Source organism: Streptomyces sp. STR69 (genome assembly GCF_024519455.1).
GTDB lineage: Bacteria > Actinomycetota > Actinomycetes > Streptomycetales > Streptomycetaceae > Streptomyces.
This window is the reverse complement of sequence record NZ_JALJRY010000016.1, coordinates 52,930-78,811: the sequence shown is the minus strand read 5'-3', so window position 1 is coordinate 78,811 and position 25,882 is coordinate 52,930. Positions and strand designations below refer to the sequence as shown.

18 protein-coding genes, 1 pseudogene and 1 riboswitch are annotated in these 25,882 nt (G+C 69.4%); of the genes and pseudogenes, 6 read left to right on the top strand and 13 right to left on the bottom strand.

Annotation, left to right across the window (positions count from 1 at the left end; translation table 11 throughout):
- Positions 1–121 precede the first annotated feature (121 nt).
- Positions 122–1,024, bottom strand: coding sequence for an LLM class flavin-dependent oxidoreductase (locus tag OC490_RS28270; RefSeq protein WP_262060835.1), 903 nt, complete (start codon positions 1,022–1,024; stop codon positions 122–124).
- Positions 1,025–1,034: 10 nt separating this feature from the next.
- Positions 1,035–1,859 (bottom strand): aminotransferase class III-fold pyridoxal phosphate-dependent enzyme, encoded by an 825-nt coding sequence (locus tag OC490_RS28265; RefSeq protein ID WP_262060834.1) that lies wholly within the window; start codon positions 1,857–1,859, stop codon positions 1,035–1,037.
- A gap of 209 nt (positions 1,860–2,068) precedes the next feature.
- On the opposite strand from OC490_RS28265, the gene OC490_RS28260 reads away from it, so the two are divergent.
- Positions 2,069–2,956 carry a Cof-type HAD-IIB family hydrolase gene (locus tag OC490_RS28260; protein WP_262060833.1) on the top strand — a complete coding sequence of 296 codons (888 nt, stop codon included), beginning with the start codon at positions 2,069–2,071 and terminating at the stop codon, positions 2,954–2,956.
- 1 nt (position 2,957) lies between these two features.
- On the opposite strand, the pseudogene OC490_RS28255 reads toward OC490_RS28260, so the two are convergent.
- The 6 genes and pseudogenes from OC490_RS28255 to hisC form a co-directional block, all read right to left on the bottom strand.
- Positions 2,958–3,443, bottom strand: a pseudogene (locus OC490_RS28255) (M23 family metallopeptidase); the annotation flags it as partial.
- 293 nt (positions 3,444–3,736) lie between these two features.
- On the bottom strand, positions 3,737–5,428 hold the full coding sequence (locus OC490_RS28250; RefSeq protein WP_262060832.1) for a GAF domain-containing sensor histidine kinase: 1,692 nt from the start codon (positions 5,426–5,428) through the stop codon (positions 3,737–3,739).
- Positions 5,429–5,489: 61 nt separating this feature from the next.
- Positions 5,490–8,978, bottom strand: a complete 3,489-nt coding sequence (cydD, locus tag OC490_RS28245) for a thiol reductant ABC exporter subunit CydD (protein WP_262060831.1) — start codon at positions 8,976–8,978, stop codon at positions 5,490–5,492.
- A 70-nt stretch (positions 8,979–9,048) separates the two neighbouring features.
- A complete protein-coding gene (gene cydB / locus OC490_RS28240) occupies positions 9,049–10,053 on the bottom strand; it encodes a cytochrome d ubiquinol oxidase subunit II (RefSeq protein ID WP_262060830.1) in 1,005 nt (334 codons plus the stop codon).
- 21 nt (positions 10,054–10,074) lie between these two features.
- Positions 10,075–11,583, bottom strand: coding sequence for a cytochrome ubiquinol oxidase subunit I (locus OC490_RS28235; RefSeq protein WP_262060829.1), 1,509 nt, complete (start codon positions 11,581–11,583; stop codon positions 10,075–10,077).
- A 264-nt stretch (positions 11,584–11,847) separates the two neighbouring features.
- Positions 11,848–12,927 (bottom strand): histidinol-phosphate transaminase, encoded by a 1,080-nt coding sequence (gene hisC / locus OC490_RS28230; protein ID WP_262060828.1) that lies wholly within the window; start codon positions 12,925–12,927, stop codon positions 11,848–11,850.
- A gap of 431 nt (positions 12,928–13,358) precedes the next feature.
- Between hisC and OC490_RS28225 the strand changes: the two genes are divergently transcribed.
- The 3 genes from OC490_RS28225 (at position 13,359) to OC490_RS28215 (ending at position 17,537) form a co-directional block, all read left to right on the top strand.
- Complete coding sequence (locus tag OC490_RS28225) at positions 13,359–14,471, top strand: LacI family DNA-binding transcriptional regulator (protein WP_093627967.1); 1,113 nt, start codon at positions 13,359–13,361, stop codon at positions 14,469–14,471.
- Positions 14,472–15,383: 912 nt separating this feature from the next.
- Positions 15,384–16,484, top strand: a complete 1,101-nt coding sequence (locus OC490_RS28220) for a metallophosphoesterase (protein WP_315986713.1) — start codon at positions 15,384–15,386, stop codon at positions 16,482–16,484.
- 192 nt (positions 16,485–16,676) lie between these two features.
- Entirely contained in the window at positions 16,677–17,537 is an 861-nt protein-coding gene (locus tag OC490_RS28215; RefSeq protein WP_262060827.1) for a hypothetical protein, read from the top strand.
- A gap of 68 nt (positions 17,538–17,605) precedes the next feature.
- Here the strand turns inward: OC490_RS28215 and OC490_RS28210 are convergent, their stop codons facing one another.
- Positions 17,606–18,712 (bottom strand): hypothetical protein, encoded by a 1,107-nt coding sequence (locus tag OC490_RS28210; RefSeq protein ID WP_262060826.1) that lies wholly within the window; start codon positions 18,710–18,712, stop codon positions 17,606–17,608.
- Positions 18,713–18,925: 213 nt separating this feature from the next.
- On the opposite strand from OC490_RS28210, the gene OC490_RS28205 reads away from it, so the two are divergent.
- Complete coding sequence (locus OC490_RS28205; protein ID WP_262060825.1) at positions 18,926–20,173, top strand: serine hydrolase domain-containing protein; 1,248 nt, start codon at positions 18,926–18,928, stop codon at positions 20,171–20,173.
- A 26-nt stretch (positions 20,174–20,199) separates the two neighbouring features.
- Here the strand turns inward: OC490_RS28205 and thiC are convergent, their stop codons facing one another.
- Entirely contained in the window at positions 20,200–22,038 is a 1,839-nt protein-coding gene (gene thiC / locus OC490_RS28200; protein WP_315986712.1) for a phosphomethylpyrimidine synthase ThiC, read from the bottom strand.
- A riboswitch (TPP riboswitch) is annotated at positions 22,031–22,220 on the bottom strand. It overlaps the preceding gene by 8 nt.
- A gap of 71 nt (positions 22,221–22,291) precedes the next feature.
- Here thiC and OC490_RS28195 point away from each other — a divergent pair.
- Positions 22,292–23,794, top strand: a complete 1,503-nt coding sequence (locus OC490_RS28195) for a YibE/F family protein (RefSeq protein WP_262060824.1) — start codon at positions 22,292–22,294, stop codon at positions 23,792–23,794.
- 190 nt (positions 23,795–23,984) lie between these two features.
- Here OC490_RS28195 and OC490_RS28190 read toward each other — a convergent pair whose 3' ends face one another.
- The 3 genes from OC490_RS28190 to OC490_RS28180 all read right to left on the bottom strand — a co-directional run bounded on the left by OC490_RS28190 (position 23,985) and on the right by OC490_RS28180 (position 25,841).
- Complete coding sequence (locus tag OC490_RS28190; RefSeq protein WP_262060823.1) at positions 23,985–24,422, bottom strand: SsgA family sporulation/cell division regulator; 438 nt, start codon at positions 24,420–24,422, stop codon at positions 23,985–23,987.
- A gap of 99 nt (positions 24,423–24,521) precedes the next feature.
- Entirely contained in the window at positions 24,522–25,430 is a 909-nt protein-coding gene (locus tag OC490_RS28185; protein ID WP_410099063.1) for an IclR family transcriptional regulator, read from the bottom strand.
- A 198-nt stretch (positions 25,431–25,628) separates the two neighbouring features.
- On the bottom strand, positions 25,629–25,841 hold the full coding sequence (locus tag OC490_RS28180; protein ID WP_093627959.1) for a DUF5326 family protein: 213 nt from the start codon (positions 25,839–25,841) through the stop codon (positions 25,629–25,631).
- Positions 25,842–25,882: the final 41 nt, after the last annotated feature.

Sequence of the window (25,882 nt, the reverse complement as noted above, 5' to 3'; positions counted from 1 at the left end):
CATGCGCTACCGGGGTACGGCCTCGGCCGTCACCGACGGGATCTCGCGCCGTGGCTGAACGGCCGCAGGAGGTGACGGTTTCACGTGAAACATGGACGAGCGGTTGCGGTGGGCACCGTCGTCACGTCAGCTGGGCCAACGCTTCCATGGCGATCTGCTCGAAGGTCTTCTCGTCCGCGGCGAAGTAGGAGTCGGGGATGGGCCAGTGGATCACGATGTCGGTGAAGCCCAGTTCCTGGTGCCGGCCCGCGAAGTCGACGAAGGCACCGAGGGACTCCAGCGGACGGCCGCGATCGGGGGTGAATCCGGTGAGCAGGATCTTGTCGAGCCCGTCCATGTCCCGGCCAATCGCCGCGCAGGCGTCGGCCAGCTTCTCGACCTGCCCGTGAAGGGCGTGAACCGACTGCTCGGGAGTCCCGCTCTCGAACAGCTTCGGATCTCCGGTGGTCACCCACGCCTGCCCGTGGCGGGCGGTGAGCTTCAGACCACGGGGCCCGGTGGCGGCCACCGCGAACGGCAGCCGGGGTCGCTGCACACACCCCGGAATGTTCCGGGCCTCGTGCGCCGAGTAGAAGTCACCCTCGTACGACACCGAGTCCTCGGTGAGCAGCCGGTCCAGCAGCGGCACGAACTCCCCGAACCGGTCGGCACGCTCCCGTGGGGTCCACGGATCCTGTCCGAGCGCGGTGGCATCGAAGCCGGTGCCGCCCGCACCGATACCGAGGGTGATCCGGCCTCCGGAGATGTCGTCGAGCGAGATCAGCTCCTTGGCGAGGGTCACGGGATGCCTGAAATTGGGCGACGTGACGAGGGTGCCCAAACCCATCCGCTCCGTGACGCCCGCCGCTGCCGTCAGCGTCGGGATCGCGCCGAACCACGGGCCGTCCCGGAACGAACGCCAGGAAAGGTGGTCGTAGGTGTACGCCGTGTGGAACCCGAGCTGCTCCGCGCGCTGCCATGCGGCACGGCCTCCCTCATGCCAGCGGCGGTGCGGAAGGATCACGGTACTCAGGCGCAGACTCATGTCTCAGAGCCTACGGCGACGCTCGACGAGTCCGGGACACAGAGCCCTCGGGCACCGGGCTGGGAAAGGCCCGCTGCACCCCCGGCGACCTGGGCCGCCAGAGCGAGCTGGCGGCGCTGTACGCGTGCGGAGAGGGATGCGACACGGCAGGCGTGGTCGGCACCGGCGCACCACAGGAGCTGGGCGAGGACGAAGCGGTCGCGTTGTTCGGGGAGCAGAACCAGATCGGGCAGGGCTCGACCACGACGGCCGCGATCTGACCGCCCTGCCGGGCGAGGAGGGTGCGCAGTTCCCCCGGGTCGTTCGGCGGCACGTGCCGTACGAGCCGTTGGTCGACGCCGTACAACTGCTGGCCCAGGTCCTCGCCGGTCAGGGCGAACCCTCCGAAGGTCAGCCCGTGGTAGCTGCCGCGCAGCCCTACGACGACCTTGCGCAGGGCCAGGTAGTGCCTGGCCACCTTCATCGCGAGGTCGTTGGCGGCACCGCCCGAGGTCGAGAAGAGGACCCGCCCGTAGTGTTCCGCGCCCGCTGCCTGCACGAGGGCGTCGGCGGCGCGGCGCGCGTACACGTTCTCGTAGCGGAAGGTGCTGAGGTACGAGGCCGAGCGCAGCGCTTCGGCGGCTGCCTCGGCGACGGCCCTGTTGCCGTATCCGAGGTTCGTGTTCCACAGGCCGCTGGAGACGCAGAGGAGTTCACGGCCGTCGGCGAAGCGGACCCGGACGCCCTCCGCGGCGACCGCGCACAGCTCGTCCTTGCCGTGGTGCTCGGGGGCGAGAAGGGAGGGCCAGAGGGCGCCGGTGCGTGCCTGCCCCGGCCGTGTGTCCGTCGTCGTCATGCCGCGTCTCACCTCCCCGCGTTCATGAGCGGCTCGACCACCAGGGCGAGCCCCGTACCGGTGAACTGCCGCAGCACGGCGTCCGACTTCGCCCGCTCGACGTGTCGCACCGGCCTCCTGCGCTCGTTCGCCCTGGCCTCGGGCGCGACGGCCCTGCCGGGGGCCGTAACCACTCACATGTGCGCACCCTCGCACGACCGTGCGGGCAAATGCGGGAGAATGGCCCGGTGACCTCAGCGACTCGACAGCCCGAGACCCCGGCCTCCGCCGTCCCGCCACGGCTGATCGCCACCGACCTGGACGGCACTCTGCTGCGCGACGACAAGTCGGTGTCCCCCCGCACGGTGGCCGCCCTGGCGGCTGCCGAGGAGGCGGGTATCGAGGTCTTCTTCGTGACCGGCCGCCCGGCCCGCTGGATGGACGTCGTCAGCGACCATGTCCACGGCCACGGCCTGGCGATCTGCGGAAACGGCGCCGCCGTGGTCGACCTGCACGGCGGCCCCGGCGCCCACCGCTTCGTGAAGGTCCGCGAACTGGCCCGCAACAACGCCCTCGACGCCGTACGACTGGTGCGCGAGGCGGCGCCCGGGACGGTGTACGCGATCGAGCAGACCTACGGCTTCTACCAGGAGCCGGAGTATCCGAAGCTGCACATGGAGATCCCGGACACCCTGGCGCCCGCCGAGAAACTCCTCGCCGCGGACGCCCCGGGGGCCGACGAGCCGGTACTGAAGATCCTCGCGTTCCACCGCGACCTCGACCCGGACGACTTCCTGACCACGGCCCGCCTCGCCCTGGGCGACCGGGCGAACGTCACCCGGTCCAGTCCCAGCGCCCTGCTGGAGATCAGCGGTCCCGGTGTCTCCAAGGCGAGCACGCTCGCCCTGTGCTGCGCGGAGCGGGGTATCGCGCCCGAGGAGGTCGTCGCCTTCGGGGACATGCCGAACGACGTCGAGATGCTCACCTGGGCGGGGCGGTCGTACGCGATGGGCAACGCGCCCCCCGCCGTACTCGCCGCCGCCTCGGGACGGACCGTCGACAACAACGAGGACGGCGTGGCCGTCGTGATCGAGCAGATGCTGGCGGAGCGGCGGTAGCTCAGCCGACGTCCACTCCGCGCGCCGCCAGCCACGGCAGCGGATCGACCGCCGACCCCGTCTCCGGAGTGGTCCGTACCTCGAAGTGCAGGTGCGGGCCTGTGGAGTTGCCGGTCGTGCCGGACCGGCCGATCCGCTGGCCGGTGGCGACGCGGTCCCCCTCGTCGACGGTGACGGCGGAGAGGTGGGCGTACTGCGTGCAGTAGCCGCCCGGATGCTCGACCACGATCTGGATACCGAAGGCGCCACCGCAGGACACCCGCACCACCCGGCCCGCTCCGGCCGCCCGCACCGGCGTGCCGACGGGCACCGCGAAGTCCTGGCCGGTGTGCCGGTTCGCCCAGCGGGAGCCGTCGCTGCCGAATCCGGCGGACAGTTCGACCGGCTCCACCGGCGCGACCCATGCGGCGGATTCAGTGGTCGGCGGCCGGTCGAGGCGGACGGCGCCCGGGCAGGAGCCCGCCGCGGCCGAGGCGTCCGTCTGCCCGGCACCGACGGTGTGGCCGTCACCGTCGCCGGGGCGGGCCGCCAGCACGGCGAGCGCGCACAGCAGCACCGGAACGAGCAGCGGGTGACGGCGAGATGAGCCCATGTCAGCGATCGTGACCCGCGCGGCGGACCGGTGCCCTGTTCACGTCGTACGCATGGGGGACAGGGTGGCGCGAACGGCTCAGCGGGAGGCCGTGGTCACGGATGCCGGCCGGGCTCAACGGGAGCCCCTGGGTTACGGATGCCGGCCGGGCTCAACGGGAGCCCCTGGGTTACGGATGCCGGCCGGGTTCAGTGGGGCGCCTGCCACACCACCGTCGTGCCGCCTCCACTCTTGTCGTCGCCGATGCCGGGCCCGTGCCAGCTGTCGCCGCCCAGGGATTCGGCCCGCCGCTTGAGGTTCCTCAGGCCGCTGCGGCGACCGCCCTCCGGGATGCCGATCCCGTCGTCCGCGACGGTGAGCCGTACGCCCGGCCGTCCGTCGGGCAGGGTCGCGGTGGCGTCGACGACGACCTCGATCCGGGTGGCCGCCGCGTGCCGGAACGCGTTGGAGAGGGCCTCGCGCAGGGCCGCGATGAGGTTCTTGCCGGTCAGGTCGCCGACCGCGGTGTCGACCGCGCCGACGAAACGGTGGGCGGGGGTGAAACCGAGCGGCACGGCGGCCGTGTTGATCTCCCGCAGCACCCGCGTGCGCAGCCCGGAGGGGGCTTCGGTGGGACCTTGTTGGAGCGCGAAGATCGCGGTACGGATCTCCTGGATGGTGATGTCGAGTTCGTCGACGGCGTTGCCGACGCCCTGCCGCACCTCGGGGACGAGCGAGTCGCGCCGGGCGCTCTCCAGCATCATCCCGGTGCCGAACAGCCGTTGGATGACCAGGTCGTGCAGGTCGCGGGCGATGCGGTCCCGGTCCTCGTACACCGCGAGGCGTTCCCGGTCGCGCTGGGCCTCGGCCATCATCAGCGCGAGCGCGGCCTGCGAGGCGAACTGGATCGCGAGGGTGCGCTCCGCCTCCGTGAACGGCCGCTCGCCCCGCGCCCGAGGCGTGACGAGGGCTCCCAGGACACGCCCGCCGCTCTGCAGGGGCAGCACCATGACCGGCCCGTACGCGCCCGCGAGGCCGGTGACCGTACGGGGATCGGTGGCCGCGTCCGCCATGAACACCGGCTGTCCGTCGAGCAGTTGGGCCACGATCTCGCTCTCCGGGGGCACGACCGCGCCGAGCGCCTTCGACGGCCGTTCCGAGGCCACGGCGACGATCTCCATGCCGCCCCCGTCGGCGGGCAGCAGCACGATCCCGGCCGCCGATCCGGACAGCCTGCGGGCCCGCTCCGCGACGACCTGGAGCGCGTCCTCTGCGTCCCCGCCGGACAACAGGGCGGTCGTGACGGCCACCGATCCGTCGATCCACCGCTCGCGCTGCTGGGCGGCCTCGTACAGCCGGGCGTTGCCGATGGCGATACCGGCCTCGGTCGCCAGGACCCGGACCATGTTGACGTCGTCGTCGTTGAAGGGGTCCCCGTCGCGCTTCTCGCCCAGATAGAGATTCCCGAACACCTCGCCCTGGACGCGGATCGGAACGCCGAGAAAGCCGCGCATCCTGGGATGGTGCGCGGGGAAGCCCCAGGCACGCGGATCCTCGGTCACATCCACCAGTCGGACCGGATCCGGCTCCCGGATGAGAGCGCCGAGCAGCCCCTTGTGCCCGTCGGGAAACCGCCCGATGCGCCGCGCGGTTCCCGCGTCGACCCCGTGGAAGACGAAGTCGGCGAGGCCGGCGCCGTTTTCGTCGACGACACCGAGCCCCGCGTAACGGGCGTCCGTCAGCGTGGCCGCCGCCTCGCAGATCCGCTCCAGCGTGGAGTGCAGTTCGAGCCCACTGCCCACGGACCGCATCGCCGCCAGCAACTGCGGCACGCGTACGGCCAGTTCGGCCGACAGCCCCGAGGAGGGCGACGGGGGACCGGCACTCGGGGCAGCAGACATACCCCGAGCCTAATAAGTCCCCTTTGTCACGGAAAGTCGAGCGCCTCGGCCGCGAGCCTCCCTACCCCGCCGCCACCAGCAGCTCCGACTCCGCCTCCCGCTCCGCCATCCCCCGCAACGGTCCATCCGCCGAGGCCAGTTCGGCATAGGGCCCCCGCTGTACGACCCGTCCCTCGTCCAGCACGATCACCTCGTCCACGTCCTCAAGTCCCGCCAGCCGGTGCGTGATGAGCAGGGTCGTACGGCCCTCCGTGGCGGCCAGCAGATCGGCGGTGAGGACGTCGGCGGTCGCCAGGTCCAGGTGCTCGGCGGGCTCGTCGAGCACGAGGACCGGGAAGTCGGCGAGCAGCGCGCGGGCGAGGGCCAGCCGCTGCCGCTGCCCGCCGGACAGCCGCGCCCCGTGCTCACCGACGAGCGTGTCCAGCCCGGCGGGCAGCCCGTCGGCCCAGTCGAGCAGCCGGGCCCGCGCCAGCGCGGCCCGCAGCTCGTCCTCGGTCGCGTCCTTCTTCGCCAGCAGCAGGTTCTCCCGCACCGAACTGTCGAAGAGGTGCGCGTCCTGGGCACACAGCCCGACGAGCCGTCGTACGTCGTCGCCGTCCAGGGCGTAGGCGTCCTCGCCGGCCAGCGTGTACGAACCGGCGTCCGCGTCGAGGAAGCGCAGCAGCACCTGTGCCAGCGTCGTCTTGCCGGACCCGGAGGATCCGACCACGGCGACCCGGCGCCCCTTCTCCAGCGTCAGGTCGAGCCCGGCGAGCGCGTCGCGGTCCTGTCCGGTGTGGCGAGCGGCCAGTCCCTGCACGACGAGCGGGAAGGGTGTCGCGGGCGCCCGGCGGGGCCGCTCCGGTTCCCGTACGGGCTCGGGGGCGTCCAGGACCTCGTACACACGCTCCGCGCTCTTGCGGACCCGCTGCCGGTACTGCACGGCGAGGGGCAGTCCGAGGACGGCCTCGAAGGCGGCGATCGGGGTGAGGACGACGACGGCCGTCACCACACCGCCGAGCCTTCCCGCGGCGACGGCCTGGGCGGCCACCAGTGCGGTGGCGGCGACGGTCAGGCCGGAAATCAGCGCGGTGAGGCCGTCGCCGAGCGCGGTGGCGGTGGCGGCGCGGGAGGCGATCCGGGTGAGTACGCCGTCCGCGCGTCCGGCCTCGGCGGTACGGGCGGGCAGTGCTCCGGCGACCGTCAATTCCGCGGTGCCGGTGAGCAGTTCGGTCACGCGGATGGCAAGCACTCCGCGAGCCGGGGCCAGCCGCCGTTCGGCACGGCGGGCCACGGCACCGGTCACGAGCGGAACGCCGACGCCGGCCGCGAGGAGACCCACCGCGAGCACGGCACCGGCCTCGGGCAGCAGCCAGGCCGTGAAACCGACCGTCGCCGCGGAGACGGTGGCCGCGACCCCGGCGGGCAGCAGCCAGCGCAGCCAGTAGTCCTGGAGCGCGTCCACGTCGGCGACGAGACGGGACAGCAGATCGCCCCGGCGGGTGTCACGCAGCCCGGCGGGCGCCAGCCGTTCAAGACGCCGGTAGACGGCGACCCGGGTGTCGGCCAGCATCCGCAGCACCGCGTCGTGCGACACGAGCCGCTCCGCGTACCGGAACACGGCCCGCCCGATCCCGAAGGCCCGGGTCGCCGTCACCGCCACCATCAGATACAGCACGGGCGGCTGCTGCGAGGCCCGCGAGATCAGCCACCCCGAGGTGGCCATGAGCCCAACAGCACTGCCCAGCGCGAGACTTCCGAGCAGCAGTGCCAGGGCGAGGCGGCCACGCCGGGCACCGGACATCGCACGGACGCGGGAGAGGACGCTGCCCGTGTGTGCCGCGAGCCGGGTCTCCGGCTCGGCGGAGGCTTCGGAACCTTCCAGCACCGCCGGTGTCGTGTCAGCGAGCGCCGGTGCGGCCTCCGCGCGAACCGCGGCCTCGCCCTCCGCCACCCGCACCACCCGGTCCGCCACCGCCAGCAGGGCCGGCCGGTGCACCACGAGCAGGACCGTCCGTCCGACCGCCAACCTCCGTACCGCCTCGACCACTTCGGCCTCGGTCGCCCCGTCCAGCGCGGCCGTCGGCTCGTCGAGGAGCAGGACGGGCCGGTCGGCGAGGAAGGCCCGGGCGAGCGCGAGCCGCTGCCGCTGCCCGGCGGACAGTCCGGCCCCGTCCTCACCGAGCACGCTCCCGATGCCCTCGGGCAGCGCGTCCACGAACTCCAGGGCACCCGCATCGGCCAACGCCCGCCGTACGGCGGTGTCGTCGGCGTCGGGCCGGGCGAGCCGTACGTTCTCGGCGATCGTCCCGGCGTACAGCTGCGGGTGTTGCGGTACCCAGGCGATCCGGGACCGCCACCGCTCCAGGTCGGCGTCGGCGAGATCGACTCCCCCGACCCGCACCCGGCCCTCGGCGGGCCGTACGAACCCCAACAGGGCGTTCAGCAATGTGGACTTGCCCGAACCGCTCGGGCCGACGAGGGCGACCGTCTCACCGGGTTCCACGGCGAAGGACACGTCCGACACAGCGTCCACGGACCGCCCGGGATACCGGACCGTCACGCCTTCGAAGGCCAGGGCGTCGGAGGGCACTTCGGTGGTTCCCGTGGCCGGTACCGGTGTCTCCAGTACCGAGAAGATCTCCTCGGCCGCCGCGAGGCCCTCCGCCGCCGCGTGGTACTGGGCGCCCACCTGGCGCAGCGGCAGATACGCCTCGGGGGCCAGGACGAGGACGACGAGACCGATGTAGAGGTCCATGTCGCCGTGCACGAGCCGCATGCCGATCGTCACGGCGACCAGGGCCACGGAGAGGGTGGCCAGGAGTTCCAGGGCGAACGAGGAGACGAAGGCGATCCGCAGCGTGCGCATGGTCGCCTGCCGGTACTCGCCGGTGATCCGCCGGATCGACTCGGCCTGCGCCTTGGCCCGCCCGAACACTTTCAGGGTCGGCAGCCCCGCGACCACGTCCAGGAAATGCCCGGAGAGCCGGGAGAGCAACTGCCACTGACGGTCCATGCGGGACTGCGTGGCCCAGCCGATCATCACCATGAAGAGCGGGATGAGCGGCAGGGTGCCAACGATGATCGCCGCCGAGACCCAGTCCTCGGTGACGATCCGCGCCAGCACCGCCACCGGGACGACCACCGCGAGCCCCAACTGCGGGAGATAGCGCGAGAAGTAGTCGTCGAGGGCATCGACACCTCGCGTGGCGAGGGCGACCAACGACCCGGTCCGCTGCCCACTCAGCCATCCGGGGCCCAACTCCACCGAACGCTCCAGCAGCCGTCGCCGTAGCTCCGACTTCACGGAGGCGCTGGCTCGGTGGGCGGCGAGTTCGGTGAGCCAGGAGACCAGGGCACGGCCGCCCGCGACAGCGACCAACAGCAGCAGGGGAGTGCCGAGTTCACTCACGGACTTGCCGTGCTGGAAGGCACCGACCACGACCTCGGCGATGAGCATCGCCTGGGCGATGACCAGCAGCGCCCCGATGGCACCCAGGCCGACGACCGCCATCAGGAAGAGGCGGGTGGCGCGGGCGTATCGGAGCAGACGTGGGTCGATTGGTTTCACGTGAAACACACCCTCTTCTCAGGAGGTCCCGACGGGGCATGTTTCACGTGAAACATGCCCCAATCCGGACTCAGTGCGCTGCCTCGGCGATGTGCTGCGTACCGATCCGCTTGCGGAACACCCAGTACGTCCAGCCCTGGTAGAGCAGGACGATCGGGGTGGCGATCCCCGCGCACCAGGTCATGATCCGCAGGGTGTACGGGCTCGACGAGGCGTTGGTGACCGTGAGGCTCCAGTCCGCGTTGAGCGAGGACGGCATGACGTTCGGGAAGAGCGACAGGAAGAGCATCGCGACGGCGGCCACGATCGTGACCCCGGAGAACGCGAACGACCAGCCCTCGCGCCCGACTTGGATCGCCCCCAGCGCCGCGACCAGCGCGACGACGGCCACGATCAGGGCGACCAGACTCTTGCCGTCACCGCTGTCGACCTGGGTCCAGATCAGGAAGGCCAGCGCCAACAGGGCGGTGACGAGACCGACTTGAAGGGCCAGCTTCCGTGCCCGCACCCGGATGTCCCCGACGGTCTTGAGCGCCGTGAACACCGCGCCGTGGAACGTGAACAGCGTCAGCGTGACCAGGCCACCGAGGATCGCGTACGGGTTGAGCAGGTCCCAGAAGGTGCCGACGTACTCGAAGTTCTTGTCGATCTTCACGCCCCGCACGATGTTGCCGAAGGCGACACCCCACAGGAACGCGGGGAGCAGCGAGGTCCAGAAGATCGCCGTCTCCCAGTTGCGCTGCCAGTTCTCCTCGGGCCGCTTCGCCCGGTACTCGAAGGCGACGCCCCGGACGATCAGGCAGACCAGGATGATCAGCAGGGCGAGGTAGAAGCCCGAGAAGAGGGTGGCGTACCACTCAGGGAAGGCGGCGAAGGTCGCGCCGCCGGCCGTGAGCAGCCAGACCTCGTTCCCGTCCCAGACCGGGCCGATCGTGTTGATCAGCACCCGCTTCTCGGTGCGGTTCCGGGCGAGCAGCTTGGTGAGGATGCCGACCCCGAAGTCGAAGCCCTCCAGGAAGAAGTAGCCGGTCCACAGGACGGCGATGAGGACGAACCAGACGTCGTGAAGTTCCATTGCTGTTGCAGCTCCCTGGGCCTAGTACGAGAAGGCCATCGGCTTGTCGGCGTCCTGGGAGTCGCCGCCGATCTTCGTGGGCGGGTTGAGGTCGGCCTCGGTGAGTTCGGGCGGGCCGGCCTTGACGTACTTCGCGAGCAGTTTGACCTCGATGACGGCGAGGATCGCGTAGAGCGAGGTGAAGACGATCATCGAGGTGAGAACCTCGCCCTGGGAAACGCTGGGGGAGACGGCGTCACGGGTCTGGAAGAGGCCGTAGACGACCCAGGGCTGACGGCCCATCTCGGTGAAGATCCAGCCCCAGGAGTTGGCGATCAGCGGGAAGCCGAGGGTCCAGATGGACACCAGCCAGTAGAGCTTGGTCAGCTTCGGGCCGAGGGCCTTCTTCTTGAAGAGGACCACGTTCGGGACCTCGTCGTCGCCGACCCGCAGATGCTGGGGCAGCATGAACTTCTTGCGGGTCAGCCAGAGTCCGGCCACACCGATGGCGAAGGACGCCATGCCGAAGCCGATCATCCAGCGGAACGCCCAGAAGGTGACGGGGATGATGGGCCGGTAGTCACCGGGACCGTACTTCGCCTGCTCGGCCTTGTTGGTGTCGTTGATGCCGGGGACGTAGGAGCTGAAGTCGTCGTCGGCGAGGAAGGACAGTATCCCGGGGATCGAGAGCTCGACGGTGTTGTGGCCCTTGCTGACATCGCCGTAGGCGAAGATCGAGAAGGGTGCCGAGTCCTGGCCGTCCCACAGGGCTTCGGCGGAGGCCATCTTCATCGGCTGCTGCTTGAACATGACCTTGCCGAGGGTGTCACCGCTGACGGCGGTGAGCAGGCCGGCGATGGTGACGGTGATCAGGCCCAGCCGCAGCGAGGTCTTCATCACCGAGATGTGCTTCTTGCGGAACAGGTGGAAGGCCGCGATGCCGACCATGAACGCGCCGCCGGTCAGGAAAGACGCGGAGAGCGTGTGGAAGGCCTGCGCGAGCGCGGTGTTCTGGGTCAGCACGTGCCAGAAGTCGGTGAGTTCGGCACGCCCCTTGGCTTTGTTGATCTTGTAGCCGACGGGGTGCTGCATCCACGAGTTGGCCGCGAGGATGAAGTACGCCGAGAGGATCGTGCCGATCGAGACCATCCAGATGCAGGCCAGGTGGATGCGCTTGGGCAGCTTGTCCCAGCCGAAGATCCACAGCCCGATGAAGGTGGACTCGAAGAAGAACGCGATCAGCGCCTCGAAGGCGAGCGGGGCCCCGAAGATGTCACCGACGAACCGCGAGTAGGCGGACCAGTTCATGCCGAACTGGAACTCCTGCACGATGCCCGTGACGACACCCATGGCGATGTTGATCAGGAAGAGCTTGCCCCAGAACTTGGTGGCCCTGAGGTACTTCTCCTTCTCCGTGCGCACCCACGCGGTCTGCAGCCCGGCCGTGAGAGCGGCGAGCGAGATCGTCAGCGGGACGAACAGGAAGTGGTAGACGGTGGTGATGCCGAACTGCCATCGCGCCAGTGTCTCCGGCGCCAGAGCCAAATCCACGTCGTCAATCTCCTTATGTCGCCGTGGTCACAGCGGCAGTTTGCCCCTTATGTCTCACGCATCACTGGACAAGCAGGACACGCTTGTGAACGCGTTCACATTCACAAGCAATTATGACGCATGCCCGTTCGATGAGTAATGGGCAGGGGGTCCCTAAGGCAGTCCCGTACGTCACACCAGCCGGGGCCGGTCGGCCCATAGCGCGCGGGGCGCCTTGGTTTCACGTGGAACCAAGGCGCCCCGCAGGCACGTACTGGCCGTCCGTCACAGCTCCTTGTGGAACCCCTCCGCCACCTTCAGGAAGATGTCGTTGCCCTCGGTCTCCCCGATCGTGATCCGCACGCCCTCACCCGCGAACGGCCGCACCACCACGCCCGCCTGGTCGCACACCGCCGCGAAGTCGAGCGTGCGCTCCCCCAGCCGTAGCCACACGAAGTTGGCCTGGGTCTCCGGGACCGTCCAGCCCTGGGCACGCAGCGTGTCGACCACGCGGGTGCGCTCGCTCACCAACGAGCCGACCCGGCCGAGCAGTTCGTCCTCGGCGCGCAGCGAGGCGACCGCCGCGTCCTGCGCGAGCTGGCTCACCCCGAAGGGCACCGCCGTCTTGCGCAGCGCCGCCGCCACCGGCTCGTGGGCGATCGCGAAACCGACGCGCAGCCCGGCGAGGCCGTAGGCCTTGGAGAAGGTGCGCAGGACGCAGACGTTCGGCCGGTCACGGTAGAGCTGGACGCCGTCCGGCACCTCCAGGTCCCGGATGAACTCCCGGTACGCCTCGTCCAGTACGACCAGCACATCGCCGGGCACCCGGTCCAGGAAGCGCTCCAGCTCGGCCCGCCGTACGACCGTGCCCGTCGGGTTGTTGGGGTTGCAGACGAAGATCAGCCGGGTCCGGTCGGTGATGGCGTCGGCCATCGCGTCGAGGTCGTGGACATCGCCCGGGGTCAGCGGCACCTGCACAGCCGTGGCACCGCTGATCCGCGTGATGATCGGATACGCCTCGAAGGAGCGCCAGGCGTACATGACCTCGTCACCGGGGCCGGCGGTCGCCTGGATCAACTGCTGGGCCACACCGACCGAGCCGGTGCCGGTGGCCAGGTGGGAGACCGGGACGCCGAACCGTTCCGCCAGCTCGTTCATGAGGCCGGTGCAGGCCATGTCCGGGTACCGGTTGAAGGACGCGGCAGCCGCCGTCACGCTCTCCATGACACCGGGCAGCGGCGGGTACGGGTTCTCGTTGGAGGACAGCTTGTAGGCCACCGGACCGTCCACCGAGGCGGGCTTGCCCGGCTTGTAGGTGGGGATACCCTCCAGCTCGGCGCGCAGCTTGGGGCTCGTCTCGCTCACCGCAGTCCTCCTTGTGACCACCACCGGATTCCAATACTGCTCACCTTATGAGGATTCGACGCCGACGCGTACAGATCGCGTCCGGGTCAGCGGCCTCCGGGCACCGGCCATGACCGCCTCACACGTCACATGCGCATCAGGGGCAACACCGCACGAAGGCGCACGAACTGGGGGCGCGCTGTACATATATCTATGCGCTGGTAGCTCACGCCGTGGCGCGCATCCCTCGTACAGGTGAGTTGAGACCTCTTCGAAACATCGGGGACTTGGCAGGCCCATGCGCGCCGACAAGTCACGTAATGCCATCGAAGCGTTTAACTGACTTTGTTTCTAAGGTAGTTGACCCTTCCTGACCTTGCAGAAACGTGCCTGTCAACGCGTGCATATGCGTCCGCACTACCCCACCGCATGAGCCCTACTATCGGCTCGCCATGACAGCAGCAGGGAAGCACCAGGTGAGCCGCGCGGAAACCTCTCGTCGAGGAAGCCGGCCGGGCCGGGCGGGAATCAGAGACGTGGCCGCCGCGGCCGGAGTCTCCATCACGACCGTCTCCGACGCCCTCAACGGCAAGGGCCGGCTCCCGGACGCCACCCGACGCCATGTCCGCGAAGTGGCCGACCGGCTGGGCTATCGGCCCTCCGCGGCGGCTCGCACGCTCCGTACCGGGAAATCGGGCCTCATCGGCCTGACCGTCACGACGTACGGGGATGAACCTTTCACCTTCACCGAATTCGCGTACTTCGCCGAGATGGCGCGCGCCGCCACCTCGGCCGCGCTCGCCCGCGGCTACGCCCTCGTGATCCTCCCCGCGACCTCGCGCCACGACGTGTGGTCGAACGTCGCCCTGGACGGCACGGTCGTCATCGACCCGTCCGACCAGGACCCGGTGGTCAGCGAGCTCGTCCGGCAGGGTTTACCGGTCGTCTCCGACGGCCGCCCGGCCGGCTCGCTCCCGGTGACCGCCTGGGTCGACAACGACCACGAGGCCGCCGTCCTCGGCATCCTCGACCACCTGGCCGACGCCGGCGCCCGCCGGATCGGCCTGCTCACGGGCACGAGCACGGACACGTACACACATCTCTCGACCACCGCATACCTGCGTTGGTGCGAGCGGGTGGGCCAGGATCCGGTGTACGAGTCCTATCCGGCGCACGATCCGTGCGCGGGCGCCGTCGCCGCCGACCGGCTGCTCGCCCGGCCCGACCGGCCCGACGCGGTCTACGGCCTGTTCGACCCCAACGGCACGGATCTGCTGGCCGCCGCCCGTCGCTACGGGATGCGGGTGCCGGAGGATCTGCTGCTGGTGTGCTGCAGCGAGTCCACGGTGTACGCCAACACCGAGCCGCCGATCACCACTCTCTCGCTGAAGCCGCGACGCATCGGAACGGCGGTGGTGCAGCTCCTCATCGACGCCATCGAGGGGGTCGATTCGGATCTGCCGATCGAGCAGGTGATACCGACCGAACTGATCATCCGCACGTCGTCCCAGCGCCGCCCACCCCGGACGACGGTCAGCCCACCTCGGTCGCCGGAGGGGAAGTAGGGCGGGCGGGCCCGTCCGCCAGTCGGTCCGGCGGTGAGCTGTCGTCAGGTCTGGCGGTGGGACTGCGGTCGGCCGGACCTGATCCGGCCGGTCGGCCGGTCGCCCGGCCGGTGAGTTGGTCGAGCGAGCGGGCAGAACCGGCCTTTGGGGCAGTGGGGTTCGTCTGCCGGTCTGCCGGTGGGTTGACCGCCCGACGGTCCGTTTGCCCGCCCCGAGGGCTGCTCAGCGTGTGGTGACGGGCGAGGGCGGGGTCGTAGCCGGGACGGATCGGCACTGCGCCCTTTCTCGCGGCCTGCGCCTTGACGGGTGGGGCCGAGTGAGGGAGGACACCATGACGGGCTCGGTGAGGGGGTGGGCGCGGTGCCGGGCACCTCTCGGGGCGGAGCGGAGGGCGGGCGGGCGATGCCCAGATGCCTCCCTCGGGCTCCGGTACGGGCCGAACGGTACCGGGACTCCCACCCGGCGCCGTTCGGCCCGTACCGCCTGCCCTGCCCCCTGCACCGCCCCCACTTCTACGGCGCCCAGGCACCCACCCGGCACCGGCGTCGGCGGTCGGCGTCCGCACCGAAGTCGGGAAGCGTCGGCTGACAGTCGTACCGGAGTCGGCAGGCGAAGGTCGGCGCTCTCAACGAACTCGGAGGTGGAGGATGGCAACCGCCGGAGGCAACCGCACCGGCGAAATCCAGCCGCCCTTCCGGCGGGAACCGATCGTCCCTCGGGTGCTGGTCGAGTGGTCGAAGACCTGCCCAATCGGGGCGAAAGCCACGGTGAACCGGAGTCCTGCTCTGATTCACCACCCCTGGGTCATCACATGGCGCGATCCGCATTCCTATGATGGGCCCACGACACCGCGGGCCGCTGCGACCAGGCAGTCCGACGCGGTGCAGACGCGGCGTGATGGTGGAGGGGTCGATGACTCAGGGGGCCGGTCAGGGACCCGAGATGGAGCGCACGGCGACGTTGCGCGACTTCCGGGTGCCGGCATACGTCCACGAGACCGGTCCGTACGCCGACAGCGCGCAGCCCGGCGGCGCCGTACGACCCGACGAGGAGGCCTTTGACGAGGCCTTCGAGGAGGTCTATCCGGAGGGCTACACGCCCACCCGGCGCGATCTGCCGGTCATCCATCGGGGTGACACGGTTCAGGTCGCGGTGGACCCGGCGTCGGTGGGCATCCCGCGGCAGTCGGAGGGTCCCGGTCCGCTGTTCGTCGTAGGGGATGTGCACGGCTACCTCGACGAACTGGTGGACGCACTGCGGGAGAAGGGTCTGATCGACTCGGCCGGCAGCTGGTGCGCGGGCACCGCGCGGCTCTGGTTCCTCGGCGACTTCACCGACCGCGGGCCGGACGGCATCGGCGTCATCGACCTGGTGATGCGGCTGTCCGCCGAAGCCGCAGCGGCCGGCGGTTACTGCAAGGCCCTCATGGGCAACCACGAGCTACTGCTGCTCGGCGCCAAGCGGTTCGGCGACACCCCCGTCAACTCCGGCGCGGGCACCGCCACCTTCCAGGCGGCCTGGCTGCTCAACGGCGGCCAGAAGACCGATATGGACCGCCTCCAGGACGTCCACCTGCAGTGGATGTCCCGGCTGGACGCCATGGAGCAGGTCGACGGCCATCTGCTCGTCCACTCCGACACCACCGCCTACCTCGACTACGGCGACTCGATCGAGGCGGTCAACGACAACGTCCGCGAGACCCTCACGCGCAACGACGCGGACGAGGTGTGGGACGTGTTCCGCAAGTTCACCAAACGCTTCTCCTTCCGCGACGAGGGAGGTGCCGAACATGTCCGCTCATTGCTCGACATGTACGGCGGGACCCGGATCGTGCACGGCCACAGCCCGATTCCCTATCTCCTGGGCGATGTCGGTTCCGAGGACGGCGAGGACACCGCCGGCCCCGTGGTCGAGGGACCGCACGTCTACGCCGAGGGACTCGCCATCGCGATGGACGGTGGAGTGACCATGGCCGGAAAACTGCTGGTCCAGCAACTGCCGTTGGATATCTGAGCGTTTAACGGGCAGACGTCCCCCTCGGAGGACCGGCGGACGACAGCGCTGGCCAGGGGCCAATTTCTGGAAACCCCCTGTCACCGTGTGCCGTCGCCGCTCTACCATCGGCTTATCCGTAGCAGGCTCCCCTCCGTTTCTGCCCGACGGCTCGTTGGCATGCGAGCCCCAAGCCCTACGGAGCATCGGGGGATGCACATGAACAGCGTTCCGCAGCACCTGCACAGCGAGGACCGCCAGGAGTACGAGCGGATCCTCGACGAGGCGCTGCGCTCCGCCCCTACCCGCCCGGAACTGGCCGCTGTCGGTAAGCGGCTCAACCCCGAACAGCTGCGCACCATGGCGCTGAACGCCACCGCACTCATCACGGCGGCCGCGGCGACCGAGTACCAGCACTACGTGAAGGTCCGCGAGGAACTGCGCCAGCCGGCGTCGTCCACCCCGTCGTCCGTCCACGAGACCGGCTCCGCGGAGCCGGGCGGCGTGGGCGCGATGGGGCTCGCCACCACCCTGGGGGAGGCTGCCGAGGGTGCGGGTGCCGTCGCCGTCGCCGCCGTCCTCACCCCCGTCCTCGCCGGCACGGCCGCGGCGATATTCCTGCTCGTGGGTTACATCCTCAAGATGCTCACCCCCGAGCCCGCGTTCGCGCAGACCATGCTCACCGCCGGCTGGGTGTTCGGCGCGATGACCGCCGCGGCGATCCTCGTCGCCGCCATCGGCCTGCTGCTCACGGCCCTGCGCAACCGGCCGACGTTCGACACCGACCCCTACGGCGAGTCGGGCGGTGAGGTGACCCGGGCCAGGGAAGCCTGGCACGACGCCCTTCTGGAGCGCGGCATCCTGCCGTTCCTCCAGGAGGCGCTCGCGGCCCCGGGCACGACGGCACGACGCCGTACGACACCCTCGGCACCGAGTCGCATGCCGCACCTCGGCTACGACCGTCCGGGCTTCTCCAGCCCCGACGACGGCCCGGAGCCGGGTCACCGACCGAGCTTCAGCAGCCCGGACTTCAGCAGCCCGGACTTCGGGGGGCCCGAGCACGCGCCGGAGTAGCCCCTCGGCTTGCGCCCCCACCCAGGGGAGCGCAAGCCGAACACCCGAATTAATTGAATTGACCGAATTCACTGAATTCGGCGAATTATCTGCGCTGCGGCCCTTTCCACCGGGGCGCGGCTGTGGACGTGTACCAGTGCGAGATGGAAGAGCGCCGGTGCGACAGGGGCCCACCGGTGAATGCGATCGGCGCGCAACATGTACTTGATCACCGCCGAAGGGCGGAACGGAACGAAATCGATGGTCTGGTGTTCCCATCTGTCCGCCACCCCTCTGCTCATTCGCGCCTGCATATCGACGCAACTCACGTCCTTGAGGCGGGCGTAGAAGTGAGCACTCCAATGACGCTTCTCGATGTCCAGCACGAAGGCGAGCATGTCGAGTGCGTACTCGTGCGGTTCTATGGACAGTTCCTCGCGCATGCCGCGCCGTGCGACCGCGTGCAGATCCGGGGCGTTCCTGCCGGACGAGTCGATATGCCGTGACATGCCCTCGTTCACGGACGAGTTCCAGACGCCCGGGGCCATACGGACCCTGTTGCTGCGTTGACTGACGATCAGCATGTCGTCGGCCGTCACCACCGCGATGTTCACCGCGAAACTGCATTGCAGAAATGCGGGTGCCGACAGCGGGTCCTCGGGATCGAGATAGCGCGAACGAGGGGTGGTCCCGTCGGACAGCCGACGGTCCAATTGCTGGGCCGCGAGGAAAGTGTAGTAGTCCGTCGGACGCAGACGCAGATGGATTTCCGGCTGTTCGTCGAGCGCGGTTCGGGAAATACCGACCGTCTCGACCGCGTATCGCGGTCCGTTCCACAACGGTGTTCGGCCCTCTGCCTGCAGGCGCGCGCTTTCTTCCTCGATCTCGGCCCGCCAGCCCACCATGTCCGGGGGCAGCTCGATTTCCTGGTCCAATACCTGGATGTAAACGGCTTGCGCCTGTATGGACGACTCCCCGTCGCCCTCGACTATCAGGGCAGAGGTGTGAAGCGGACCGAGGGAGAACGTCTGCCACGCCGGGCTGGACTCCTCCCGCCGGCGCAGACCGCGTACCGCGCTCTTCGAACGGGCGCGCAGCCGGTACCAGCCGTTCTGTATCGGATCCTGGAACAGCACCGCGACCAGCATGCCCAGCACCGCGCCGACTACCCCGTTGGCCAGATCGATCCCACCCATGCCAGGCAGGGTAGAGACCGGGTGGAGACCTTGATCGCGGCACGTGTGATCTTGTCTCTTCCGTTACGACGTCCAGCGGGGTCAGCCGCGACGGACTCGTAGGGGGTTACCTGGACCCCGCATTCGGCGGGCAGCCCCATCCTCCCCCGCGTCTTGATCGGGTTGGCTGGTGATCGTCACCGATCAGGACCAGGATCAACGGGGGATTCGGACATGCAGACACCGTCGTCGAGGAAGACCGGCGCCGCCGTGCTGGCAGCGGCGTTGCTCGCACTGGGCTCACCCATGGCAGCGACCGCCACCACCGGACACCCGACACCGAACCGCCCCTTCCACGTGTACGACGAGGCCGTGCTCCAGCGCGACCTGGCAGCCGTACGGCAGGCCCGAGGCGGCGATGTGAACGTGCTGGCCAGGGTCGACGGACCGAACGGCGCACCCCTCATGGCCCGCATCGGTACCCGCGCGGCCGACTCCACGGCCCCGATCCCCTGGAACGCGCACTTCCGTGTGGCGAGCACGACGAAGACGTTCGTGGCGACCGTCGTCCTCCAACTCACGGCGGAGAAACGGCTGTCACTCGACGACACCGTCGAGCACTGGCTGCCGGGAGTCGTCACGGGCAACGGCAACGACGGCACCCGCATCACCGTCCGCGACCTGCTCCGCCAGACCAGCGGCCTGTACGACTACATCGACGACCCGGAGATCCAGGACCGCCTGTTCAACCACCTCGACGAGATCCGCTACGACACCACCCCGGCGGCCGACATGGTCGCGATCGCGATGAAGCACCACCCGCTCTTCGTCCCGCAGCCGGACGGAGCCACCCGATGGACGTACTCCAACACCAACTACCTGCTGGCCGGGATGATCGCCGAGAAAGCCGGTGGCGCGAGCTGGCAGGACCTGGTCGCTCACCGGATCATCGCGAAGCTCGGACTGCGCAACACCTCCGTCCCCGGGCTCGACCCGTTCCTGCCCGACCCGCACGTGAACGCGTACCTGACGACCGCCGACGGCAAGCGTCTCGACGTCACGGATCACAGCCTCCAGCACACCGCGGACTCCGGTGTGGTGAGCACCACCGCCGACCTGAACACCTTCTTCCGGGCTCTGGCCGACGGCAGGCTGCTCCCCGCCGCACAGTGGCGCGAGATGCGGCAGACCGTGCAGCGGACCGACGACCCGGAGGACGTGGCCGAGATGCCCGAGGGCACCTACGGCCTCGGCCTGCGCAAGATCCCGCTCTCCTGCGGCGGTTCCTACTACACCCACGAGGGCGACGGAGTCGGCGTCAACACCCGCCCCGCGGTGAGCGCCGACGGCAGGCGCGCGGTGACCGTCTCCATCACGACCACCACCGCACCCCCGGACCTCACCGCCCTCAACCGCGCGACAGGCACCCTCGTCGACCACGCCCTGTGCGACAAGCCGGCCAAGGACTCACCGAAGAACTAGGCCGGGTCCGACCCAGCCGCTCGTCATCAGTCGGCGATCGGCAGATACACCCGGTTGCCCGCCGCCGCGAACTCCTTCGACTTCCGCGCCATGCCCTCTTCAACCTCGGCCTTGGTGCCACCGTGTTCGCGGCGGATGTCCTGGGAGATCTTCATCGAGCAGAACTTCGGCCCGCACATCGAGCAGAAGTGCGCCGTCTTGGCCGGCTCCGCCGGCAGTGTCTCGTCGTGGAACTCCCGTGCCGTGACCGGGTCGAGGGCCAGGTTGAACTGGTCCTCCCAACGGAACTCGAAGCGGGCGTCGGACAGCGCGTCGTCCCACTCCTGTGCACCTGGGTGCCCCTTGGCGAGGTCGGCTGCGTGGGCGGCGATCTTGTAGGTGATGACGCCGGTCTTGACGTCGTCACGATTGGGCAGGCCCAAGTGCTCCTTGGGCGTGACGTAGCAGAGCATGGCCGTGCCCCACCAGGCGATCATCGCGGCACCGATGCCGGAAGTGATGTGGTCGTACGCAGGCGCGACGTCCGTCGTCAGCGGGCCGAGCGTATAGAACGGAGCTTCATCACAGATCTCCTGCTGAAGGTCGATGTTCTCCTTGATCTTGTGCATCGGGACATGTCCCGGGCCCTCGATCATGGTCTGTACGTTGAAACGCTTCGCGATCGTGTTGAGTTCCCCGAGGGTCCTCAACTCGGCGAACTGTGCCTCGTCGTTGGCGTCCGCGATCGAGCCGGGGCGCAGACCGTCGCCCAGCGAGTACGTGACGTCGTAGGCGGCGAGGATCTCGCACAGTTCCTCGAAGTTCTCGTAGAGGAACGATTCCTTGTGGTGGGCCAGGCACCAGGCCGCCATGATCGAGCCGCCGCGCGAGACGATGCCGGTCTTGCGGTTCGCCGTGAGCGGTACGAACGGCAGCCGCACGCCCGCGTGGACGGTCATGTAGTCCACGCCCTGTTCGGCCTGTTCGACGACCGTGTCCTTGTAGATCTCCCAGGTCAGTTCCTCGGCACGGCCGTCGACCTTTTCGAGTGCCTGGTAGAGCGGCACCGTGCCGATGGGGACGGGGGAGTTGCGCAGCACCCACTCGCGGGTGGTGTGGATATTGCGGCCGGTGGACAGGTCCATGACCGTGTCGGCGCCCCAGCGGGTCGCCCAGGTCATCTTCTCGACCTCCTCCTCGATGGAGGAAGTGACCGCGGAATTGCCGATGTTGGCGTTGACCTTCACCAGGAACCGCTTGCCGATGATCATCGGCTCGATCTCGGGGTGGTTGACGTTGGCCGGCAGCACTGCACGCCCCGCCGCGATCTCCTCCCGGACCACCTCGGGCGAAACCTTCTCCCGTACGGCCACGAACTCCATCTCGGGTGTGACCTCGCCCCGTCGCGCGTAGGCGAGTTGCGTCACCGCCGTACCCTCACGTCCTCGGCGCGGCTGCCGCGGGCGACCCGGGAACACCGCGTCGAGGTTGCGGAGTCCACCGCGCGGTGACGTGTGCTTGATTCCGTCGTCCTCGGGGCGGACGGGACGGCCCGCGTACTCCTCGGTGTCGCCCCGGGCGATGATCCAGTTCTCCCGCAGCGGCGCCAGCCCCCTGCGGACGTCGGTGTCGACGAGCGGATCGGTGTACGGGCCGGAGGTGTCGTACAGCGTCACGGCCTGCCCGTTGGTGAGGTGCACCTGACGGACCGGCACTCGCAGATCGGGGCGCGAGCCCGCGACGTACCCCTTGTGCCAGCCGATGGACTTCCCGGCCTCCGTGGGCCGATCGGCCCCCGTCGACTGCTCGGCCCGCGCCGACTCCTCGCCCGGAATGGGCTGTTCGTCCTGGCTGAAGGCAGGCGTGTGTGCGTCCTTGTTGGTCACGAGACCTACTCCCTACGCCGGCATTACCCGGTAACAGGTTCGGCGGTCGACGCAGCGGCTTCCGTCAGCCGATGTTTCATGTGAAACATCACTCGATACAGGTGACGTTTCCCGTGAAACATCGCAGAGACAGAGGTCAGCGCCCTCTCAGCCCGGTGCTCCGAGCTCCCGCGTGTGCAAAGGTGCCTCCACGCTAGCGTCATATGTGGCGCGGTGAACAGTGGGCCTCCGGCGTTCTTGCGATGATCGGGCGGTGACCACGACGCAGCAGCCCCCGTACCCGCCGACCGGGCCGCCGCATGGCCATGACCACGGCCACGGTTCCGATGACGACCATGGTTCCGGGTCCGGGGACGACCACAACTCCGGTGGGGACGGCGGGCACGGTTCCGGCGCGGGTGGTGGGCACGGCCACTCGCACAGTCATGGTCCGGCCGCCCCCGTCTCGCGTCACCTCCGGAAGGTCATCGCGGCGATCCTGATCCCGTTCACAGTGGCGGTCGTGGTCGGCATGGTGGTGCTGTGGCCGGGCGGCGCCCCGTCCCACAAGCGCACCGGCGTCGGCTTCGACCGGCAGACGCAGCAGGCGACCGTCACCAAGGTCGTCAGCGTGAGTTGCGCCTCGGTGAACGCCTCGGGCGGGGGCGCGACCGGGGACACCTCCACGGCCGAGGGCTCCTCGGCGCAGCAGGAGGCGGGCGGCACCTGCAAGAAGGCCACGGTCACGGTCAACACGGGCAAGGACAAGGGCCGCACGTTCACGGAGATCGTGCAGCCCGACCAGTCACGGCAGTTGCATCAGGGCGAGAAGGTCGTCGTCGCCTACGAGCCCTCCGCGCCCAGGGATCTGCAGTACTCGGTCACCGATGTGAACCGAAAGTTCCCGATGGCGCTGCTCGCGGGCATCTTCGCACTGGCCGTCGTGGTGGTGGGCCGGCTGCGCGGCGTCATGGCACTGGTCGCGCTGGCCATCAGCTTCATGATCCTCAACTTCTTCATCCTGCCCGCGATCCTGCACGGCTCGAACCCGCTGATCGTGGCGGTGGTCGGATCGAGCGCCATCATGCTGATCGCCCTCTACATGTGCCACGGGCTGTCGGCCCGCACGTCCGTGGCGGTGCTCGGCACGCTGATGTCGCTGGTGCTGATCGGTGTCCTGGGTTCAGTGTTCATCGGCTGGGCCGCGCTGACCGGCAACACGGACGACAACACGGGCCTGATCCACGGGCTGTACCCGTCGATCGACATGAGCGGTCTGCTGCTCGCCGGCGTCATCATCGGTTCGCTCGGTGTACTCGACGATGTGACGGTCACGCAGACGTCGGCGGTCTGGGAGCTGCACGAGGCCAACCCGTCGATGGGCTGGCGCGGGCTGTACCGCGCCGGTATCCGGATCGGCCGGGACCACATCGCGTCCGTCGTCAACACCCTCGTCCTCGCTTACGCGGGTGCCGCCCTGCCGTTGCTGCTGCTCTTCTCCATCGCGCAGAGCAGCGTGGGGTCGGTCGCCAACAGCGAGTTGGTCGCCGAGGAGATCGTGCGCACGCTGGTGGGCTCGATCGGCCTGGTCGCTTCGGTACCGGTCACCACAGCGCTCGCCGCCCTGGTGGTCTCGGCGGACCGGCCCGGCTCCACCCCGGCTCCGGCGGGGGTTGCGGTGGCGGCCACGGCGGCGCCCGGTGCCACACCCGCTGCGGCGCCGGGTGCCAAGTCCGGGCCGGCGCGGGGCGGGAAGGGCCGACGCCGCAAGCACTGAGGACGGCAGTACCGCTACCTGGGGCCACGCAGAAGCGTTACTGCGGCCCTCCGGGCTCCTCCCGGGCTTCCCAGGCCGCTCCCGGACCTCTCGGCCCCGCAGGCCTTTCAGGGCTCCCCAGATGCCTCCAGGGGCTTCCGGACCCTTGGCGAAGCGTTACGCCAACTCCCCCCGCCGCCATGACAACGCGTCAGCCGGCGCTCTGCTCCTCCGCCAGGATGCGGTCCAGTGCCTCGTCGAGGTGGGCGTCGAAATCCGCGAGCGCACCCTCCTGGCCGAGCGGAACCAGCCGGTCGGTGCGGTCGAGGAACGCCACCAGCGGAGCCGCGCCGGTGCGGAACAGCGCCTGGTCGCCGCCCACCTGAAGCCTGATCAGCACTTCGCCCAGCGTCTCGGGATCAACCGGCTCGATCCGGACATCGCCGTCCCCGGACGCCCGTCCCACCCCGTCGATCAGCAGCTCCCGGCCGAAAGCCCAGGTCACCGGGGCATCTCCCGGCAAATGGAAGGTCAGCCGTACGGCGTACGGATCGGACGTCTCGTAGCCCAGTTCGACCGGGATACGGAAGGAGAGCTCCTCGGAGACGAGGAAGCTCATCATGACCTCTGCCTGTACGGACTCGCGCATCGCCTATCCCGTCAATTGCCGCCGACTGGCCGGGAATGATCCCCGTGACACTGAAGGAATATTGCTGAACGTACACAACAGATCACAAGGAGTAAGTTTTCAGATACTGATAGAGAGCGCGAGCGACCCCAGCAGCCTGCCGACCTCGGTCTGCAACTGCCGAGCAGCGGCCAGCAGACGATCGGCCTGATGCGAGGGGAGAGAAATGGCCATCGTGGCGGCAGTGCTGCCGAGCGTGATCGGAATCGCCGCGCAGACCGTCCCCAGCGCGTACTCCTGACGCTCCACCACCAGCTCCATCCGCCGCATCCGGTCCACGCGCCGCAGCAGGGAGTGACCGTCCCGCACGGTGTACGGCGTGAGGGACCGCGCGGGGTAGCGGTCGAGGTGGTCGCGCCGGGCGTCCTCGTCCAACTGGGCCAGCAGACACTGGCCGATCGCGTGCGCGTGCCCCGTCTCACGGAAGTCGGCCCACTCCTCGACCGCCGGGTTGCCCGGGGTGTCGGCGACGCACATGACCTCGATCTCGCCGTCGCGGTACATCGCGTAGTAGACCGGTACACCGATCGAATCCCGCCAGGCCGCCAGCGCGTCCACGAGCGTGCTGCGACGTTTCTCCTGCGCTCCGCTGCTGCTCAGCCTCTCGGCCGCTTCGCCGAGGAAGAACAGCCCTTTGTCACGCCGGAGATAGCCCTCGTACACGAGGGTGCGCAGCAGGTGGTAGGTCGTGGGCAGCGCCAGGCCGGTCTCGCGGGCCAACTGCTTTGCGGGGGCTCCGTGTTCGTGCGCGGCGACGGACTCCAGCAGCCGCATCGCCCGCTGCACGGAGCCGATGAGGGTGGCTGCCGACTGGGGCTGCGCCTCGGGGGCCGTCGCGGAGCGCTGCCGCGGCGGGGTCGCCACGGGGCGCAGCTGGGCGGGGATCGCCACTGAACTCGGCCATGTCGGCGGGCCGGGCTGGGTGGGAGGTGCGTGCGGTTCTACGGATGCGGTGTCAACCGTGGCCAAGGGTCACTTCCGGAGCGCGAGAGGGCAGCCCGTGCGGGGAACACGGGGAGGGTGTGCGCCGCCCGCGGGGTTCGTCCCCGCGTCGAATTCCGGACTGTAACCGCCCACCACCGCCTGCAGACGGCCTGTCCGGAAAACTTCCCCCGCCCGAGGGAACCGGTGATTCCTGTTACCGATCACCGGTTGCCCAGCAGGGCCTCACCAGTCGCTGCGTGAGGAGGAACCCGCCGTGAACTTCCGCACGACGTAGATCAGTCCGCCGACCAGCGCCACGAAGACCAGCGCCTTGAAGAGCAGTCCGATGACAAAGCCCACGACGGTCGCTATCAGCCCGCCGAACACGACCAGGGCGATGACCGGCACCGCGACCCACTTCACCCACCACGGCAGTCCGCCGAAGATCTCTCGCATCGCCCTCGTCCTTTACCTCTCCGCCCGTCGCTCGCACCGGG